Source organism: Qipengyuania pacifica (genome assembly GCF_019857205.1).
GTDB classification, from domain to species: domain Bacteria; phylum Pseudomonadota; class Alphaproteobacteria; order Sphingomonadales; family Sphingomonadaceae; genus Qipengyuania; species Qipengyuania pacifica.
Map to the genome: position 1 here is coordinate 532,996 of NZ_JAHWXO010000001.1, position 18,935 is coordinate 551,930.

General features: G+C 59.3%; 12 protein-coding genes. 6 read left to right on the plus strand and 6 right to left on the minus strand.

The window, feature by feature from the left end; translation table 11 throughout:
* Positions 1-22: 22 nt before the first annotated feature.
* The 3 genes from KYK83_RS02760 to KYK83_RS02770 form a co-directional block, all read right to left on the minus strand.
* On the minus strand, positions 23-1,678 hold the full coding sequence (locus KYK83_RS02760; RefSeq protein ID WP_222827091.1) for an alkaline phosphatase D family protein: 1,656 nt from the start codon (positions 1,676-1,678) through the stop codon (positions 23-25).
* Positions 1,675-4,041, minus strand: a complete 2,367-nt coding sequence (locus KYK83_RS02765) for a TonB-dependent receptor (protein ID WP_222827092.1) — start codon at positions 4,039-4,041, stop codon at positions 1,675-1,677. Before KYK83_RS02765 ends, KYK83_RS02760 begins: the two co-directional genes overlap by 4 nt.
* Positions 4,042-5,129: 1,088 nt before the next feature.
* The gene (locus tag KYK83_RS02770) at positions 5,130-5,906 is read right to left on the minus strand and encodes a helix-turn-helix transcriptional regulator (protein WP_222827093.1); all 777 of its coding nucleotides are present in this window, start codon (positions 5,904-5,906) and stop codon (positions 5,130-5,132) included.
* Positions 5,907-6,350: 444 nt separating this feature from the next.
* Here KYK83_RS02770 and KYK83_RS02775 point away from each other — a divergent pair, with 444 nt between their 5' ends.
* From KYK83_RS02775 to KYK83_RS17650, 5 genes are all read left to right on the plus strand, one after another.
* Positions 6,351-6,881 (plus strand): hypothetical protein, encoded by a 531-nt coding sequence (locus KYK83_RS02775; RefSeq protein ID WP_222827094.1) that lies wholly within the window; start codon positions 6,351-6,353, stop codon positions 6,879-6,881.
* Positions 6,882-6,971: 90 nt separating this feature from the next.
* Positions 6,972-7,739 (plus strand): fimbria/pilus periplasmic chaperone, encoded by a 768-nt coding sequence (locus KYK83_RS02780; protein WP_222827095.1) that lies wholly within the window; start codon positions 6,972-6,974, stop codon positions 7,737-7,739.
* A 22-nt stretch (positions 7,740-7,761) separates the two neighbouring features.
* Entirely contained in the window at positions 7,762-10,368 is a 2,607-nt protein-coding gene (locus KYK83_RS02785) for a fimbria/pilus outer membrane usher protein (protein WP_222827096.1), read from the plus strand.
* A gap of 2 nt (positions 10,369-10,370) precedes the next feature.
* Entirely contained in the window at positions 10,371-11,324 is a 954-nt protein-coding gene (locus KYK83_RS02790; RefSeq protein WP_222827097.1) for a hypothetical protein, read from the plus strand.
* Between the two features lie 43 nt (positions 11,325-11,367).
* Positions 11,368-11,556 carry a sunset domain-containing protein gene (locus tag KYK83_RS17650; RefSeq protein ID WP_488153863.1) on the plus strand — a complete coding sequence of 63 codons (189 nt, stop codon included), beginning with the start codon at positions 11,368-11,370 and terminating at the stop codon, positions 11,554-11,556.
* Between the two features lie 172 nt (positions 11,557-11,728).
* On the opposite strand, the gene KYK83_RS02795 is transcribed toward KYK83_RS17650, so the two are convergent.
* The 3 genes from KYK83_RS02795 to KYK83_RS02805 all read right to left on the minus strand — a co-directional run bounded on the left by KYK83_RS02795 (position 11,729) and on the right by KYK83_RS02805 (position 15,853).
* Positions 11,729-13,174: an alpha-amylase family glycosyl hydrolase gene (locus tag KYK83_RS02795; protein WP_222827098.1), complete on the minus strand. Its 1,446-nt coding sequence runs from the start codon at positions 13,172-13,174 to the stop codon at positions 11,729-11,731.
* The gene (locus tag KYK83_RS02800) at positions 13,167-14,699 is read right to left on the minus strand and encodes an MFS transporter (RefSeq protein WP_222827099.1); all 1,533 of its coding nucleotides are present in this window, start codon (positions 14,697-14,699) and stop codon (positions 13,167-13,169) included. Before KYK83_RS02800 ends, KYK83_RS02795 begins: the two co-directional genes overlap by 8 nt.
* A 116-nt stretch (positions 14,700-14,815) precedes the next feature.
* Positions 14,816-15,853: a LacI family DNA-binding transcriptional regulator gene (locus KYK83_RS02805; RefSeq protein ID WP_222827100.1), complete on the minus strand. Its 1,038-nt coding sequence runs from the start codon at positions 15,851-15,853 to the stop codon at positions 14,816-14,818.
* Between the two features lie 304 nt (positions 15,854-16,157).
* On the opposite strand from KYK83_RS02805, the gene KYK83_RS02810 reads away from it, so the two are divergent.
* Positions 16,158-18,914: a TonB-dependent receptor gene (locus tag KYK83_RS02810; protein WP_222827101.1), complete on the plus strand. Its 2,757-nt coding sequence runs from the start codon at positions 16,158-16,160 to the stop codon at positions 18,912-18,914.
* The last annotated feature ends 21 nt before the right edge of the window (positions 18,915-18,935 follow it).

The following is an 18,935-nucleotide window of genomic DNA, read 5'->3' on the forward strand; positions in this document are numbered from 1 at the left end:
CCCTGGCCCCCCCCCGTTCCGTTCAGACTTCCGACCAGTCCGGTGTTTCATCCTCGCGCTTCCATTCGAAAGACGCGTCGATCCCCGCCTCGAAGCTCTTGTCCGTGACAGTGGAGACCGTTCGATAGTCCACTCGCGCCGAACCCGGACGCAGGGTGAGCAAGGTATATCCCTTTGCATCCTGATTGCAGTAGATCGTGTCCGGATTAGCCTGCTCGATATACCGCCCGATGCCGGGCAAGATGGATCCGTAGGAGGGACTGGTGATCGCGGCGCAGCCGGTCTCCAGGCCAACTATCTCACCGTCAGCGCCGCGCAGGCGGTTGGCCCAACCCGCGTGGCTGTCGCCTGCGAGGACAATCGGCCTGGAGCCTGCATCCCGGAACGTCGCATAGAGCCGCTCGCGTGCGGCAGGGTAGCCATCCCAACTGTCGAGATTGAACGGTACGCCCTTGCGATAGCCCACCTGCGCCGCCGCGATGCGATCGTTAAGTCCGCTCGGCAGGCTGGCAATCAGGTCGGCATACTGATCGGGGCCCATTCCTGCCTCCAGATCGGGACCGGCGACACGGCCCATCACCACCTGGTTTCCTACCACCTGCCATGGCTTGCCTGCCGCGACCGAAGTGGAAAGAGCCTTCCGTAGCCAGTCGCGCTGCTCGTTCCCGATCAGTTGACGCGTCTCGTCCGCCAGCGTCTCGGCGAAGGCGGCATAAGCATTTGCATCATCCGGATCGCCTGCGAATTCGAGTTGCTCGCTGCGAACCAGCAGGCGTGTTTCCAGCATGGCGAGCGTTGCCAGATCGCCGAATTCGAAGCTGCGATAAATCGCTTCCTTTGCCCGCGCCGCCGAAGGATCGCGGATCGGCATCCATTCGAAATAGGCCTGCATCGCTACCGCCTTGCGGCCTGCCCAGTCGCCTTCGGTTTCAGACTGGTGGTTCTGCGCACCGTGCAGCCAGCCATCATTGGTGATTTCGTGATCGTCCCACACACAAATGAAAGCCGCACGCGCGTGGGCGACCTGCATGTCCGGGTCGGATTTCGCCTGTGCATGGCGCAAGCGATAGTCTGCCAGCGTCACAGTTTCATGTGGCGGATCGGGAAGCCGATTTAGGCGTCGGCCAATATCGGCGCCGTAACCGGCATCGCCATATTCGTAGATATAGTCGCCAAGATGAATGACCGCGTCGAGCCGCTCGGCTCGTGCCATGTCGGCAAAGGCGTTGAAATAGCCGCCGGGGTACAACTGGCAGGAAGCGACCGCAAAGACGAGTTGGTCCACCGCACCCACGGGCAGGGTGCGGAAGCGACCGGAGGGTGACTGCGCGCCGTCGGCGGCATGGAAGGCATACCAGTATTCCCGGCCCGGTTCGAGACCGTCGACCTCCACCTTGGCCGTGCGATCGGCAACCAAGCGTGCAATCGTTTCGCCTTCGCGGACGACCGGCCCGCCTTCGGTTTCACGGACTTTCCAGCGCAAGGGAACATCGCCTGCGCCATCGACACTGGCGCGGGTCCAGATCACTGCCCCGTCCGCGGCGGGGTCGCCGCTGGCGACCCCGTGATCGAAACGAACAGGCCCGGTTGCCTGAGCCGATACGCCGACGGGTAGTGCGGCGGCTCCCGATGCGCCGAGCAGACCGAGAACCGTGCGCCGGTCGAGCCCCCCGCTCACCGCCCGATCCGCGCAGTCAGCTGGACACCGTAGAAGCGGGGCTCGGCAGGAATGAAGGTCGGCCGTCCGAAGGCCCCGCCGGTATTGCCGGCATCGAGCAGATAGCGCTCGTTCGTGGCATTGCGGATGAAGCCAGCGATTTCGAACCTTTCATCGGCAAAGGAGACACCGGCGCGCGCATTCAGGAGCGTGACGGCTTCCTGCGAGATACGCAGGCTGTTCGGCACTTCGAAGAAAATGCGGCTACGGTGCGTGACCGACGGCGTTGCGAAGATCCGTACTCCCGGAGCGACGGGGTAATCGACGGTGAAACCGCCGGCAGCCTGCCATTCGGGCTGCAGACGGAAACGATCGCCCGCGACCGTTCCGTTGATCGGATCGTCGTCGATCCCGCCATCGATGTAGCCGACATTGGCGAAGACGCTCAGCCAGCTGGTGGGCCGTATGTTGATCTCCGCCTCGACACCAAGGTTGCTGGCCGAGCCGACGCTTTCCGTGACCGTGGTGCCGAGCGGCAGGCCAGAAGGATCGTTCGGGTCCGAGATCGTGCGCGTGGTCTGGAAGTTGCTGTAATCCTGATAATAAACACCCAGCGAGCCGGAGACGGTGCGCGAACCGAACTTGATCCCACCTTCGTAGTTCCACACCACTTCCTGCGGGATGACATTGATGTTGGGCAGGACCTCGGTCCCGGCACGGCGTGCGCCAAGTGATACGACCGGAGAGCGGCGGCCCTTCGAAACCGTTGCGAAGACATTGAGGTCGGGCGTTATCCGGTAGAGCGCATTGAACCGCGGCAGCACGGCGGAAAAACTGTCTTCGGCTTCGAACGTGCGGCCACCGGTATCGATCTGGCCAGGGATGAGCGGCGCGCCCGTCAGTACCGAATTGGGCACGGACGTAACGAAGCCCGAACGGCGCTGCTCGATCAGCAGACGGGCGCCGGCAGTCAGTTCGAGCGAGGTGGTGGGAATGAAGGTCGCATCGGCGAAGAGCGAATAGCTCTGATTGTTGCCCTGGTTTTCGAACACGGAACTGTAGGGGATTGCGGTGGCGGCACCGCCGGTAGCGAGCTGGGTAACCTGTGCCGCGGGCACACTGCCGTCGGCGGCGACGCAGGGGATACCCGGAATAACCGGAGCCAGTCCCAGCGACGTGGTGAGGCACTGCAGGAAAGTGCCCTCTTCGGTCGAGAATGGCACGCGCTGGAGATTGTCCTCGGTGAAGAAATTCCAGCCGAAGGCTGCGCGCCATCGCGGATCGACATAGGTGAAGCGGCCTTCATGGCTGACCTGATGCCCCATTGCGATCTCCGCAAATTCCAGGAACGGTGCCGGGCCGCCATCGGCGTCGAACACCTCATGGCTGTCGAATTCGCGATAGCCGTTGACGGTGGTGAAGGTCAGGCTGTCACCGATGAGGTATTCCGCCGTCAGATTCGCATCGTAGACTTCACGGTCGAGGCCGAGCTGGCTGTCACCCAGGGCGGCTTCCGAATAGGGGGACCCGCCCAGGAAGGCGCGACCGAACGGATCCGCGGGCCCGTCGGGAGTGGCAAAAGTATCCGAGATAAACGGCGTGCCGCCGTGCCTTTGCCGGTCGAATGTGCCGATGAGGTCGACCGTCAAACGGTCGTTCGGCGTGAAGCGGAGCGAACCGCGCGCGCCGAACTGGTCTTGCGCGTAAAGATCCTCTTGCTGTGAGGGGGCCAGGTTTTCGACATAGCCATCGCGGGTGCGCCATTCGAAGGCGATGCGGCCTGCGACGACATCGGACCCGGCATTTACGAAGCCAGAAACCAGCGTCTGGTCGAAATTGCCGTAGCCGCCGGTCACTTCGGCCGAGTAGCCGGGGCGAGGCCGTGCGGAGACTAGGCTGATCGCGCCGACGGCGGATGCGGTGCCGAATAGCGTCGCCTGCGGCCCCTTGATCACTTCGACACGATCGAGATCGTAGATCGCCTGATAGGAACCGCGCGAGCGCGAGATATCGACCCCGTTGTAATATAGCGTGACGCGGGGTCCCTGCTGTGCGGACCCGCTGTCGGATGTGATCCCGCGGATCACGATGCCCGGATTGTTGGCGCTCTGTTCCTGAATGTTGAGCCCGGGAATATAGTTCGACAGTTCGTCGAGATCGGTGACACCCAGTTCCGCAATCGCATCGCCGGTGAGCGCGGAAATGGTAATCGGCACGTCGAGTGCGCGCTGTTCGATAAGCTGTGCCGTGACGATGATCTGGTTATCGGCAGGCGCGACATCCTCGTCGTCCGGTTGCGCCGGTGCCTGGGCCTGAAGGGCCTGAAAGGGAATGGCCGATGCTGCGCAAAACAGTGCGGCGTGGGAAAGCGATTTGATGTTCATGTAGCCCCTCGTTCTCGGTGTGAGGGGCCTTTCCCAGAGCTAGGTGAAAAGCTCGCGACGGTTTTCTTTCAAACTGGAGACTGCGACGCGATTGGGGGGAAATACCTGCTATGTGGAGGGTGCCTGCGGGTGGGAGCTGGCCCGATCCGTTTGCGCAGGAACACGCATCGGCGAATTTCCGCCACGAACCGATGCGTCGGCAACGGTTCGGAAATAACCGCCCGGGAATTTTCCGCATAAAAAGGGCCGGGATAGGCAATGACGCTTTTCCCGGCCCTTTTTGAGGCGACTTCATTGCTGCCGCATGCCCTGGCTGTGTTTAGCTCAATCTAAGCCGAACCACGAAGACTGGCGTCTAATGTACTTTTGGAGGCAATTAAGCCGAAACTGGACCCATTTAACCTGCAACTATCGATCGAGAAAACCCAAAAAAGGTGAATTGTCTCGTTCATGTTGTCACGCCTAATTCAAATCAGCTTCCACTTCGTCGCGGTGGTATACCGCTACTATATCCCCTCTCGCCGGAGTGATACTCTCCACTTTTTGACATATCCCTAATAAGACCAGACAGTCGGCTTGCGGCCCAAAAGCTGCCATTGCGGGGATCCCTAGTTAAATGACTGGAATTGGGCCGAAATCAGACTGGCAGAAGATGGCCGCACAACAACGAAAGCGGACCTCGGCAAAGTCTAATACTGGACCACGGGTCACGTAACGCAAGATGACCCTGGGCTGTTCGATGATGCTCCTTCTAAGAAGCACGACATTTAAGAGGCGGTGACCCGGCCAGCCGCATTGAGGGCCGACCGGGCATATTCAAGCCAATGCCTTGATCACAGCCTCGGCTAAAGCCGGATTCTGTCCCGAGAGGCGATCTGTGACAACATGAGGGCCCCAGTTTGGTCCTTCTTCGTAAACCACGCCAGCACACCGGAGCGTTTCGGCCAGCAACCACGGCGCATTGTCGGCAGTACCAAGCTCAACCTCTTCGTCATCGCTGAACGACGTCCTCCGCCTTCCTGCGAACAGCCAGTCCTCGTCTTCGCTGCGCGTCGCGCAGCCAAAAAGCGATTGCTTGTAGAACGGCGTTAGTAAGATGCCAAAGATGTGCTGTTCAATTTAGAATGATGAGCACCCGGCTCCTTTCCGATCTTAATAAATATGTGAGACGAAGTTCTACTCATGCATCTCGTTCTCGCTCGGCGATCGGGGCCATGGTAGTCTTTTTCTTCCGGTCGATAATAAAGGCCGGCGCGTGCGGCGAGCACGGCCGCCTGCGTGCGGTTTGACACTCCGAGCCGATCTAGAAGTGCACGTATCCAAACCTTAACATTGCCTTCAGAACAGTTCTCGATCCGGGCAATTTCTTTGTTCGACATGCCTTCCGATAAGAAGCGCAATAACCGCCACTGGCGATCATCGAGTTTTTTGCCGGTGAACGGTCGGTGTGCCGGCGCGGCAACGGCTCCGCATAGCCCGCCGACAAGCAAGCGATGATTAGACATCGACAGTTTGACAAGACGCATTAGGTCCTCGCGCGAGATATCGAGGGGAGCAGCGCAAACTTTGCGGTCTCCATGGAGTAGAGCGGTTAGGAGCGGGTTTTGCCGGTCTTCGCACAAGATAACCCAGCTTTGCACGTCAAGATCGCTGAGGCGTTCGGCCTCTGATCGAGCCCAGTCATCGTCACCACCGTGCCAGACGTAGATACCGACATCAGCCTCACCCGCGAGTGAGAGCGACAGCGACTTGAGATCCTGATCGCTACCAACGATGTTGAAATCGCTCGAGCTGAAGCCCGCCGCGATAGTTTCACGCAGCAGTCCGCCGTGACAAACGAACACGAGGCGCAATACGCCTTCCATGATTCCCTCCCAGGATCGATCTAAATCGATCTGAACGAGCCAGTACTACTGGGAATGGCACTTTGTGCTCTTGTTCCCCCGAATCAACCCGTTGGAAATTGACTAATGTATAAAGCGATGATTCGCAAACCAACGCGGATCTCGACAACGAGTTTAATTATCCGAAATTGCGGCTTCCCACGAATTTTCCGACTACAAACGCTCTTTAGAGCGGCGCTGAGCCCCTACCGCGCCCTTTCTTGATCATTTGAGTAGATATTTTCTTCCGATGCGCGGGAGCGCTTTACTCCTGGGTGATCGAACGTTCGAAAGATCCGCCTAGCATTGGATGAGGGGGCAGCCTCACTCGTCACAACCTGAATGCGGATCATCTCGAAAGGATGGAATGACGAGTGATGGCCGATGTCTCCGGACACTGACTCTGACCATTGATTGGAGACCATCATGAAGACTATTTTAAAAGCCGCAGCTATCGTCGCCACTCCGTTTCTGTTCGCAAGCGCCGCGCATGCCCAGTCCGTAACTCCGGACGCGGAAGAGTATGCGATCGCTCTCAGCGGCTCTGTCGATAGCAATTGCGAACTGCTTCCCGAAGGCAATGGCTCTTATGACGTCAACATGCTCGAGACCGGCAACCAGGGCTTTCTGGCGATCGCTTATTCCTGCAATTCGCCTTATACGGTTTCGCTGCAATCGTTGAACGGCGGTATGCAGCATACACAGAGCTCGGTTTTGATCGACTACGACGTCGAAGCTGCGGGCTTCCTTGGCATCTTCAACCAGACGTCGACCAACTCAGCCTCAATGAAGACCGCGCCGGTCGTGATCGTGACCAACAATGACTGGGAAAACATCGCGACCAACGGTGGCGTGCGTACCGGCAATCTCGATCTGAGCTTCGACAGCCTCAACGAGTATGCGGTTGCCGGAAACTATGAGGACACACTTACCATTCGCCTCGCTGCGAACTTCTAAGTCCGCTCGACAAATGCAAGGAATTGGCGGGAGGGAGTGATCCCTCCCGGCTTTTCCGTCTTTTTAATCCATAGCCCACCATGGTGACCTATGAGCTTTCTGACCCGTTTCCTTGCGATTGTGTTGGCCGTCAGTTTCCTAATGACCCCGACCAAACCCCTTAAGGCATATGAACTGCGACCGATCGTCATCGAGCTGAGGCCGTCCGGTTCCGGGTCCAGCGCGACTATGATCATCACCAATTCGCACAGCGTTCCGATCGCCATCGAAATAAGCGCATTCAGGCGTGAACAAAATGCAGACGGGTCAGACACACTGACCCTAGAGGAGGATGATCTTATCGTTGGTCCGCCCCAGATGATCATCGCTGCTGGGGCCAGCCAGAGTTTTAAGGTGCAATGGATCGGAGATCCCAGCCCACAGAGGGAACTCACTTATCGCATCGTCACCGAACAATTGCCGATTGATCTTGCGAAAGGCGCCAACGGAACGGGGATCAACGGCGAGGTAAAGGTGCAATATCGTTATGAAGCCGCGCTTTATGTGATTCCGCCAGGCGCAGAACCATCCGCTCGTCTGGCTTCGGTCGAAAGGGTCATGAGCGAAGATGGCACTGAGATGCTCGAGGTAGGGATTTCGTCCGAAGGGACGATGCGCGCGATACTAGACAAACCTGTTCTGGAGCTGCGCGCCGCCGACGGTTCCATGGTTAGCCTTACCGGCAAATCGCTGGTCGAATTGAATGGGCTCAATATCCTTGCTGGCAACATGCGGAAGATTCGGCTTCCCGTACCGGAAGGGCTTGGCAGCGGCGCCGTGAGCGGGACGTTAACTACCGAGTATTTCGTGTTGAGCTAGGGATCTTCGGGGGGGAAGATCTATGACTGTTCCGGTCTCTGTATCGAGACTGGCGATCACGGCGGCGCTGATCGCGGCGTTCGTTTGCGCTCCAGACAAGGTAATGGCGCAAAACGTCGCTCCCTCAAGCGTGCCGGCTACACCGCCTGAAGTTCCCGGCGAACGAGACGACGAAGTGTTGCCTGAGCCGCCCCCCCAAGAGCCGGCGGCACAGGACACGGACGCACTTTTTCGTCAGGTGTTCGGGCGAGATCGTCCCGCTGTGGCGGCAGGCGACTACGCCGTCGTGATCGATACAGTATACGTCGGAGATTACCGGATCGACCCGCAGACTAACGGAGGCTCTATATCGAGCGACTTCGTGGGACAGGTCCTTTCCCCGATTACGATAGGGGAAACGCGGGAAAAGTTGCGAAGTATGGTGGATGATCCGGTCGTCTCGTTCGACCAGCTTCGCGAATTGGGACTAAGCATCGAATTCGATCCGGCTCAATTGGCACTACGGATCAGCATTCCGCCGGGGCAACGCACCGTTCGCGAACTCTTGCTGCGAACAGCTGGAAGGAGAGGCGCGAGCAAGCTTGTTCAGCCGGCCGATTTCTCTGCGCTTCTGTCCGTGCGTGGAGGTGTCGATTACATTTTCGACAGCAATACGCTCGACACGGGACTGCACGGTTTCGGCGCGGTAATCGATGCTGCGATAAACATAAAGGGTTTCGCCCTTGAAGGGCAGTTTATCTATGACGAGACGCGTAATCGCGCCTGGTCGCGGCGCGACATCCGGCTGACCTACGACTGGATCGATGAACTGATCCGCTTCGAAGCGGGTGATTTGAGCGTCGGTAGACGACCACTTCAGGATACACCACGAATGGCCGGTCTCGCGGCTTACAGGGAATTTCCGATAAACCCCTATCGGCAGATCAGACCCGTTTCCGAACGCGGGTTCGAACTCTCCGCGCCCGCCCGCGTGGAGATACTGGTCAACGGCGTTCCGTCGAAAACGCTCGCGCTTGATCCAGGGCGTTACAATCTTCGGGATTTTCCGCTTGTACCCTCTGCAGCCAACGAACTCGAGCTTCGCGTCCGATATATCGATGGGCGAGTCGAAACATTGTATTTCTCAGCTTTCACCGACATCGACCTTCTTGAACCGGGTTTGTCCGATTTTGCCATTAACGTTGGTCTACCTTATCGCGATAACGACGGTGCCAGGGTTTACGATAACGGGAATTACAACGTTCTCGGGTACTATCGCCGTGGGATCACCCCGACATTTACGGCAGGCATTAATTGGGAAGGCGATAGATACTTCGACACAATTGGTGCCGAGGCAACGTGGGCCTCACCGTTCGGATCGTTTTTGCTGAATGTCGCCACGAATATTCGGGAACCCGGCCCGCATACCGGGCGCGCAAGTCTTCAGTATAGCTGGCGCGATGTCGATCCAGACCGAGGTCGTTCGATTGATGCACAAGTGATCCTTACCGGCGAAGACTATCGAACCCTTAACCAGTTATTTGGCGGTTCTTTAGTCAGTTTCTCGGCGCAGGCGCGCGCCGGCCAAGCCTTCGGCCGAAGCTTGCGCGCTCAAATTTTCGGCGGGTACGAAAGCGGTGAGGAAATCGGATCGAGAACCTTCGCTGGTGCGTCGATTTCACGCCAATTCGATTTCGGGAACGTGGGGCTGAGTGGCGAGTATCTGAGATCCGCAAACGACGAGGATGCTGTGGTCGTTCGTTTGTCGCTATCGGTTCCGATTGGCCGGGGAGCAGTGACCGGCAATTATTCAACTCGGGACAATGCGGCGCGATTGGATTACACTCGGTTGGGTGCAGTTGGTGTCGGTTCGCTAGGCTACGCCGCTGGGATCGAACGGCGTGATGATTTCAATCGTCAATTCGCTCGTGCCACATATTTGGGCAATCGATTCGAGGCGAGTGTCGATGCAAGCCGTGGACAGGGCGCCGGTGGCAGGCGAGATCTCCGATCTAGCCTCAGCTTCGGAACAGCCCTCGTCATGGCCGATGGGACGTTCGCAATCGGCCGCCCTGTATCGAACAGCTTCGCGATCGTCGGCTTAAATTCTGAGGCTGGTGACTATAGGCTTGCGGTCGAACCGAGGGTCAGTTTTGGGGGAACTGAAAAATCCTACAATGCTTATAGCGGTTTGCTGGGTCCCGCGGTCGTCCCGACGCTAACTCCCTATTTTGATCGGTCGATCCAAGTCGAAGCTCCTGGTGCACCGGTCGGAACGTCGCTCGGGGGTACGGTCTTCTCCGTTCGGCCTGGCTACCGAACGGGTCACAAGCTCGTGGTCGGGAGCGGTGCCAACGCGGCGGCTGTGGGATCGCTTCAACTTCCTGATGGTGCCCCGCTTGCGTTTGCAAGCGGCACCGTCCGCCGTGCAGATCGCGCGTCGGATGAAGAGTTTCCGCCCGTCTTCACCAATCGAACAGGCCGTTTCTTCGTGGAGGGGCTCGAAGCTGGCGAAACATATCTGCTTGTCTTCACGATCGAAGGCGAAATTTTCGAAGCGCAGATCGTCTTGCCTGAGGAAGCCATAGGGATTGTCAGGTTCAATGAGCTCATCGCACTGGCGAACGCTGACACCATGACAGGAGACTGAGGATGATCAAGAAACAAAGTACGCGACTTGGGGTCGGGCTGGCGATGAGTTTGAGTACGATGCCGGTTTGGGCGCAGGATGGCCCGATCATGCCACAGCTTTTGGATACGGCAGAATGTTATCTCTCGTTGGAGGTCGACAACGCGGTAGATTGGCGAGGTCCGTACGGGCGGGGATACGAAGTTTTCGACCCATCACTTTCTTTTGAAGTAGCCTTGATAACGGTCCGCCACGAAGGACGTGCATGTGATTTCTTTTTGACCGCTACCGGGCAGAACGGCGGTGGTGAGGGAAGGTTGGATCGGCAGGGATACGCGCTGATCTACGATCTGTTGCGTGATCCTAATGGACCGTCGATCCTGTCGCCGGACCTGTTCGGAAATCAGCTGAGCCGTCTGCATGGGACTTTCGCTGAAGGACCTTCCGCCCAGCAGTTCATGATCTATCTTTCAATTCCACCAGAACAGTTTGTTCCGGGTGGAACATATAGCGGGCAGGCGATACTCAAGCTGTTCCGTGATGATATGGCAGCGCCGGAATTGAGCGTTCAGGAAGCATTGCCGATCACGGTGCCAGTCGCATCAGCATTGAAAGTGGAAAACTTGCAGGCTGGCGTGGGTCGACGCGACCTCAGTGTTGATCTTGGTAACCTCGAAACAGGTGCAACCAGCGAATTAGATTTTGTGCTCAGTAGCAACGCTCCCGTTCAAGCGCGTATAAGTTCTGACAATCTTGGTTTTCTGGCGCATCAATTCGGAGCCCGGCCGATCCCTTATCGGATGTCCATTGGCAATCGTCGGCTTGATTTGAGTAATGGGAGCGATCAGGTAGCCATCGGCACTGGCGGCGAGCGCGGCCTTGATCTTCCGCTCAGGGTAATGGTCGACCAGCAACCGGGCGCTGCAGCAGGAAAATACAGCGATATCGTGACAATCAACTTCCGTGTTGAACAGTAGGCATTTGCCGAAGTTGTGATATGGCGATGCGGAATTTGAGCGCGTGACGCCAGCGCGGAGAACGAAGAACCACTCATCGTCTGCATGCGATATCAAGGGGAACCGCAATAGGCGCGGTGATTGGAACTATCACGTTCCCGGTATGCAGTATTACGAACAGATCAGGCCAGGCGAGATTTTCTGTTCCGAAACGGACGCGATCGCTGCAGGATACCGGCGGTCGAAGGTTTAGATGGCGAGCGACGGCTCTTGGGCCGTTTGCTGTCGGTCCGCTTTTGGCGTCTGTCACAGAGAAACCGGCCATTAAGCAAGCAGCAGCTTTAGACGATACGGTAATCACTGCCGATCGGACGGCAACTCAGGTGGCATATTCACTATCGGACAGGAACGAGCGGCCCGTTCTTCTACCGCCGAGTATCACTAGAAGCGGATCCGATGGGGGCCGACCGATCGTGTTTTCTATTGCGGGCCAAGAGCAGATAGCCCCAACCCGGCAGGTGAAGCTCTTGCCCTTCTCGTAGGACTACTCGCTCGGGAGTGCCGAACCGCTCATAAGTCCCATCGGCAAGCGCGCTTGTGGGCGTGACCGTCACCGGCTTATCGCCGAAGTTGAAGAAGGCGACGACCCGGTTTTCGCCCGCCGTCCGGACCCATGCGAATATCTGCTCGGGACGATCTGTCTCCAGCTTGTGCATGCGTGCGCCCCATTGACCGTTGGCGAGCGCCGGATTGGCCTTGCGGAAGGCAATCAGGTTCTTGAGCAGATCGCCATAGGGACAATCTCCGCCTCGACCCCAGTCGATGGGATCGCGTTCGAAGAATTTGAGCCTCTTCGAGTTGCAGGCCTCCATTCCGTTATGGATCAGCGGCAGGCCTTCGCCGGTGAAGGAAAGCACGGTCATCGCATCGAGTGCGGCCCCGTAATTCTCCTCCGTCGTGCCTTCCCAAGCGTTGCTGTCGTGGTTCTCGATATAGGACATGCGCATGGCTTGGCGCGGCCACAGGCTCTCGTTTTCGGCATAATAGCCGTAGAAGCTGGTCGCATTGCCCTTGCCCTTCGCGACGTTCTTCGACGTGTTGTGCCAGTCCCAGGCATAGGTCGCATCGAAGGCGGCGTAGTGAAAGGCGGCCTGCTGCACCTCGCCAAGCATGAAGACTGGCTTGATCGCGTCGAGCCGCGCCCGCGCGGTCTCCCAGAAATCGAGCGGGACGTAACCTGCCACGTCGGCGCGATATCCGTCGACGCCAAACTCGCGGACCCAATATTCCATGGCCCCGCCAACATGTTCGCGCACGCCGGGCTTGGACCAGTCGAGGTCGATGATGTCGGACCAGTCCCACCAGGGGGTCGGGCGGAAGTCGCCCTTCCAGTCTTTCTCGTACCAGTCGGGATGCTGCTTCGCGAGTTCGTTATCCCAGGCGGTGTGGTTCGCGACGAGATCGAGGATCACCTTGAAGCCCTGTGCATGTGCGGCATCGACGAAGGCGCGAAAGTCCTCCTCGGTACCGAATTCGGGGTTCACTGCGTAATAGTCCTGAACCGAATAGGGGCTGCCAAGGGTGCCCTTGCGGTGTTCCGCGCCGATCGGGTGGATCGGCATGAGCCAGAGAATATCGACGCCCAGTTCCTTGAGGCGCGGCAGTTCCTGCATGGCAGCGGCGAAAGTTCCTTCGGCTGTGAACTGGCGGGTATTGATTTGGTAGAGCACCGCGCTGCGGGCCCATTCGGGATGCGCCAGCGTTACCTTGTCTCGGGCTTCCCAACCGGTCGGCAGGGGAGCGCCGGCGCGCGCGTCTATCCCGCTTGCAAGAACGGCTAGCGCCGCGGCGGCAGCCAAAAGCTTATACATGGGATCGCTCCGAAGGAATTGCGGCTTGCACGCGCTGCATGGCAAGCGCCGCAATCAGCCAGCTCGCCGCAGCGAACAGCATGGTCCACACCGGCTCGCCCGGAAAGTACGCCTGCATGATACTGCCCATGACGGTCGCAACCAGCAGTTGCGGGACAACGACGAACACGTTGAACAGGCCCATGAATATGCCGAGCTTTGCCTGCGGAAGGTTGCTGGCGAGAATGGCGTAGGGCATGGCCAGGATGCTGGCCCACGCGATGCCGATGCCCACCTCCGCCAGCAGCAATGCCCCGGCATCGCGCACGAAGAAGAACATCAGAAAGCCCGCAGCGCCAAGCGTCAGGCAAATTGAATGGGTCATGACCTGGCCGAGGCGGCGGCTCATCGCGGGTAGAAGCGCAAGGGCGGCGATGGCGGCAACGCCGTTGTAGACCGTGAAGAGCACGTTCACCCAGTTTGCGCCCTCGTTGTAGGCGACGCTCGCGGTATTGGTGCTGCCGAAGACGTATTGCGTGACGATCGGCGTGGTGTTGATCCACATGATGAAAAGCGCCGACCAGCTGAAGAATTGCACCAGCGCCAGGCGTTTCATGACTTCGGGCATGCCCGAAAAGTCGCCGACGATGCTGGAAAGCATGTTGGCTGTCCGGCCCCGCTTGGCGAGTGTGATCCCGATTGCGCTCAGAAAGCCGTAGGCAACCAGCAATGCGCCGAGTAAAAGGACTTCTTTCTCGAGCCCGAGAGCGTCGACGGCGAGGACCGCAAGCAGACCTGCAACCACCCAGAGGGTGCTGCCGACATAGCTCTTGCTGGAAAGGGCGCGGACCGGCTGCGTAAGCGTATCGTCCTGTCCGCCTGCAAAAGCCGCCTGTTCGTCCGGACTGTATTCCTTCGTCGTGACGATGGTCCACATGACCGCCGAGAAAAGCGCGAGGCTGCCGCCCCAGAAGCTCCACTTTACCGTATCCGGGATACCTCCTTCCGGTGCTACATTGCTGACGCCGGCCTGTTCGAGAAGCCAGGGGAAGATCGATCCCACCACGGCACCTGCGCCGATAAAGGCTGTCTGCACCGCATAGCCGGCGGCATGCTGATCGGCATGCAGCATGTCGCCGACAAAGGCGCGGAATGGCTCCATCGAGATATTGAGCGACGCATCGAGCATCCAGAGCATCGCTGCGGCGAATAGCAGCGGCGCGCCGAAGGCGGGACTCAACGGCATCAGGAAGAGCGCGATGGCGGACAGCACGGCCCCGGTGAGGAAATAGGGGCGGCGGCGCCCGAGGCGATTCCAGGTGCGGTCCGAAAGGTGGCCGATGATCGGCTGCACGAGCAGGCCGGTAAGCGGTGCCGCCACCCACAATGCGGGCAGGTCGTCGATGCTCGATCCCAGCGTCTGGAAGACACGGCTCATGTTCGAATTCTGTAGTGCGAAGCCGATCTGGATGCCGAAAAACCCAAAACTGATATTCCACAGCCCGGCGAAATTCTGGCGCGGTTTTTCCCGCAGCGCCTGCGTCATGCAAAGTCCCTCGTTCCTGGCCACGCCGGTCTTTGTGCCCGCTGCAGCATTGCTCGTGACGAACGCTTGCACGGCACGCTGTCCGCGCCAAGTGCGTATACGAATACGCTGGCCCGTTAGGTTCTCCCGCTGCTGCCGCGCACAACCAGCTTTCCGGGAAGTTTGCGCGGGGGGAGGTCGCGTCCCTCGATCTGCGCCAGGAGCGTTTCGACAAGCGCCTGCCCCGCGCCGCGAATGTCCTGCATCACCGTGGTCAACGGCGGGGTCGTGAGGCTGGCCGCGGGGATATCGTCGAAACCGACGACCGCGACGTCCTGCGGAACGCGGCGGCCGGCCTCGGCCAGAGCCCGCATTGCGCCAATGGCGATCAGGTCGCTGGCCGCGAAAATCGCGTCGAATTGTGCGCCGCTGTCGAGCAGACCTTTCGCGGCAGTCCAGCCCTCTTCTTCGGTTGTCAGCGCATCGAACTGGAGCGCCGCGTCTTTTGCGATTCCCCCGTCCTGCATTGCTTCCAGCAACCCACGGTACCGGCCGGCAAATTCCGGATAGTGGTCGTCGGCATGGCCGAGAAAAGCAATGCGCCGTCGACCGCTCTCGATCAGGTGCCGACCGGCAAGCTTTCCGGCGGTGACGTTATCCGTCCCGACCGTGACGCCGCTCGTGTCGCTCGAAACCGAACCCCAGCGCGCGAAATGCGTGCCCTGACGAACGAGCTGCTCCATTCGTTCGCGGTATTTGGTGTAATCGCCATAGCCCAGCAGGATCAGCCCGTCGGCACGATGGCTGTCCTGGTACTGGACGTGCCAGTCACCCTCCATGCGCTGAAACGATATCAACAGGTCCAGACCGCGGTCGGCGCAGGCCCGGGTGATCGAGCCGAGCATCGCGAGGAAGAACGGGTTGATCATGCTCTCGTCGGGAGTCGGGTCTTCGAAGAACAGCAGCGCGATCGTATTCGATCTTTGGCTGCGCAATGACGAGGCGTTCTTGTCGACCGTATAATTGAGATCGCGAGCGATGGCTTCGATCCTTGCCCGGGTGCTGGCGCTGACCGATTTGTCGCCGCGGAGAGCGCGGCTCACCGTGGGCTGCGATACCCCTGCGGCATAGGCGATATCGAAACTGGTCGGCCGACCCGTCGGCTTTCGACCCATCGCTCTCCTCCTCCGGGGCAGTGCTCGCATACTCTCTCGCCCGCGACCATAGGTATACGTGGCGGGACAGGCAACTTGAAGCGCCCGGATCCCGCGGGGATCGGCTATTTCGGCGAGGCTATGGCAAAATTGCACCAAGCCGTGTTGCGGCGCAATCACATACGTATGCTGTCTATCGCGACTTGCCGATCCCGACATATGCCGACGCCGTACAGGTGGTTTGCACCACGCAGGACCTGTCGAGAATTGGACTGCGGCCCAGGCAACCGAGAACGGTTCCGGGTCTTTTGGGGAGAGCTTTGAAATGGCAAATCGCAACAGATTTACCGCCACCGTCAGCATGTCGGCCTTTGCCGTTTCGCTGGCCGCGATGGCGACACCGGCAGTCGCGCAGGACGTCGATCCGAACATCGATGTCGAGGCGGAAGCGGACACCGATGCGCAATCCGACGATGTTATCATCGTTTCCGGCTTTCGCGAGTCGCTGGCAACTTCGGTCAGCACCAAGCGCAACAGCGACCTGATCCTGGAATCGGTAACGGCAGAAGACATTGGCAAGCTGCCCGACGATTCCATCGGGGAATCGATCGCCCGCCTGCCTGGCGTCACTTCGCAGCGCCTCAACGGCCGCGCAAACGTCATCGCCATTCGCGGGCTCGGCCCCGACTTCTCGCAGACGCTGCTGAACGGACGCGAACAGACCTCGACCGGCGACAACCGGGCGGTCGAATTTGACCAGTACCCTTCCGAAGTCGTCAACCAAGTCAATGTTTACAAGACACCATCGGCCAGCCTTGTCGGCCAGGGCCTCGTCGGGACGATCGATGTGCGCACCATCCGTCCGCTCGAGGCAGACGAACGTATCCTGGCTGTCGGTGCGAAGGGGTCCTATGCCGATCTGGGCGCGCTCAATGCCGGGTCGAAGGAATTCGGCTACCGTGTAAATGCGACCTTTGTCGACCAGTTCGCCGATGATACGCTGGGCGTGGCGCTGGCAGCCGCCTATACCGACGAGCCCTATCAACTGCAGGAATTCAACGCTTGGGGCTATGCCGGTGACGGAACGACAGGCAATCCCTTCGTGATCGGCGGTAACAAGAGCTTCGTCACCTCCACTCAACTCAAGCGCTTCGGCGTCAACGGCACGGTGCAGTTCGAAGCCAGCCCGACTTTCATGGTTACGGTCGACGGCTTCTATTCCAACTTCGACGACGATCAGTCCAAGCGCGGAATCGAACTGCCTCTGGGCTTCAACGGTGCGCCCACGAATGCCACCGTGGTCGATGGCCCATTCGGCGGTTTTGCCGAGGCGGGCACGTTCGAAAACGTCGAGGGCGTGGTTCGCAATGACGTATTCCAGCGCAAGGCCGATCTCTATTCGGGCGGCATCAATCTCGACTACCAAGGCAATGACGGCTGGAATGCCTTCTTCGATTTCGGCTATTCGCGCACCGACCGTGAAGAACTCAGCATCGAAAGCTACTCGGGTACCGGTTACGGCGCCGGAGTGGGTGCGACCGATACGATCGATTTCATCTCTGGGACAGAAGGTACCAGCTTTTCACCTACGCTCGATTACAGAGATCCGAACCTGATCGTGCTGACCGATCCGCTCGGCTGGGGCGGCGACCGGATCCAGGCGGGATATTACAATGACCGTATCGTCGAAGATGAGCTGTTCCAGTATCGTCTAGGCGTGGGCAAGGAGTTGGGTGGCTTCTTCTCCAAGATCAATTTCGGCCTCGCCTATACTGATCGATCCAAGAACCTCACTCCGGACGAATTTTTCGTGTCCCCCGCAAACGGCGCGACCGAAGTGGCCATCCCGAATAGCGCGCTGCTGCGCGAGACCGATCTCGGCTATCTCGGTCTAGGCCCGATCGTCAGCTACGATGTGCGCGACCTGATCGCGGACGGCACGCTGGTGCTCGATCCCAACCCTTCGAACGACGTTCCGGCGAAGGCCTACGGCATCACCGAAAAGCTGATGACCGCCTATCTGCAGCTCGATATCGAGCAGGAAATGGGCGTGGGCGTGCTGACCGGGAATGTTGGCGTGCAGGCAATCAATACCGAACAGAATTCGACCGGTGTCGCATTCGCCGATATCGATGGCGACGGTGCAGCAGACCGCGTCGACCTTTCGCTCGGCGATAATTACTGGGACGTCCTGCCCAGTGCCAACCTGTCTCTGCGCACGGACAGTGGATGGGTGTTCCGTGTGGCCGCCAGCCGCCAGATCCAGCGCCCGCAACTCGACGACCTGCGTGTCGCCATCAGCTACGGCATCAATAACAATGCGGGTGAAAGTCCGACGGGCGAAGCGCCCTTCATCAGTGGCGGCGGCGGTAATCCGCTGCTGCGCCCCTATCGTGCCAATGCTGTCGATTTGAATATAGAAAAGTATTTCGCCGGCGGCGCCGGGGTGATCGCGGCGCAGGTCTTCTACAAGGATCTGGTCAGCTATATTGACGGGTCTCGCGTGATCTTCGACTACGCGCCGTTCCCGCAGCCGGCCGGGCAGACCCCGGCCACCACGATCGGTTTCCTCGATTCCGAAGTGAACACGGGCGGCGGCAATTTCTACGGCGTCGAACTGGCCGCGACGGTGCCGTTCGATGTCTTCACCGGTACGCTCAACGGCTTCGGCGTTACCGGCGGGGCGGGCTACACGAAGACCAAGGTCGAGAATGCGAACGGCGATACCGACCAGATCCCCGGATATTCCGAATGGGTCGCCAACGGCACGCTCTATTACGATCTTAACGGCTTCAGCGCGCGCGGCAGCGTGCGGTATCGGTCCGAGTTCTTGGCCGACTTCACCGGTTTCGGGGGATCGCCGACGCGCCGCCTGGCGCGAGCCGAAACCATCTTCGATGCGCAGATCGGCTACGAATTCCAGTCGGGCAGCGCGCTCGAAGGCCTTTCGCTCTACATCCAAGGCCAGAATTTGACCAATGCACCTTTCGTTTCGCAGTTCGACGTGCCCGAACCACGCGCGGTAATCGACTATCAGGAATACGGCCGCCGTTTCCTGGCCGGGTTCACGTACAAGTTCTAGTGTTTCTCCCGGAAAGGGCGG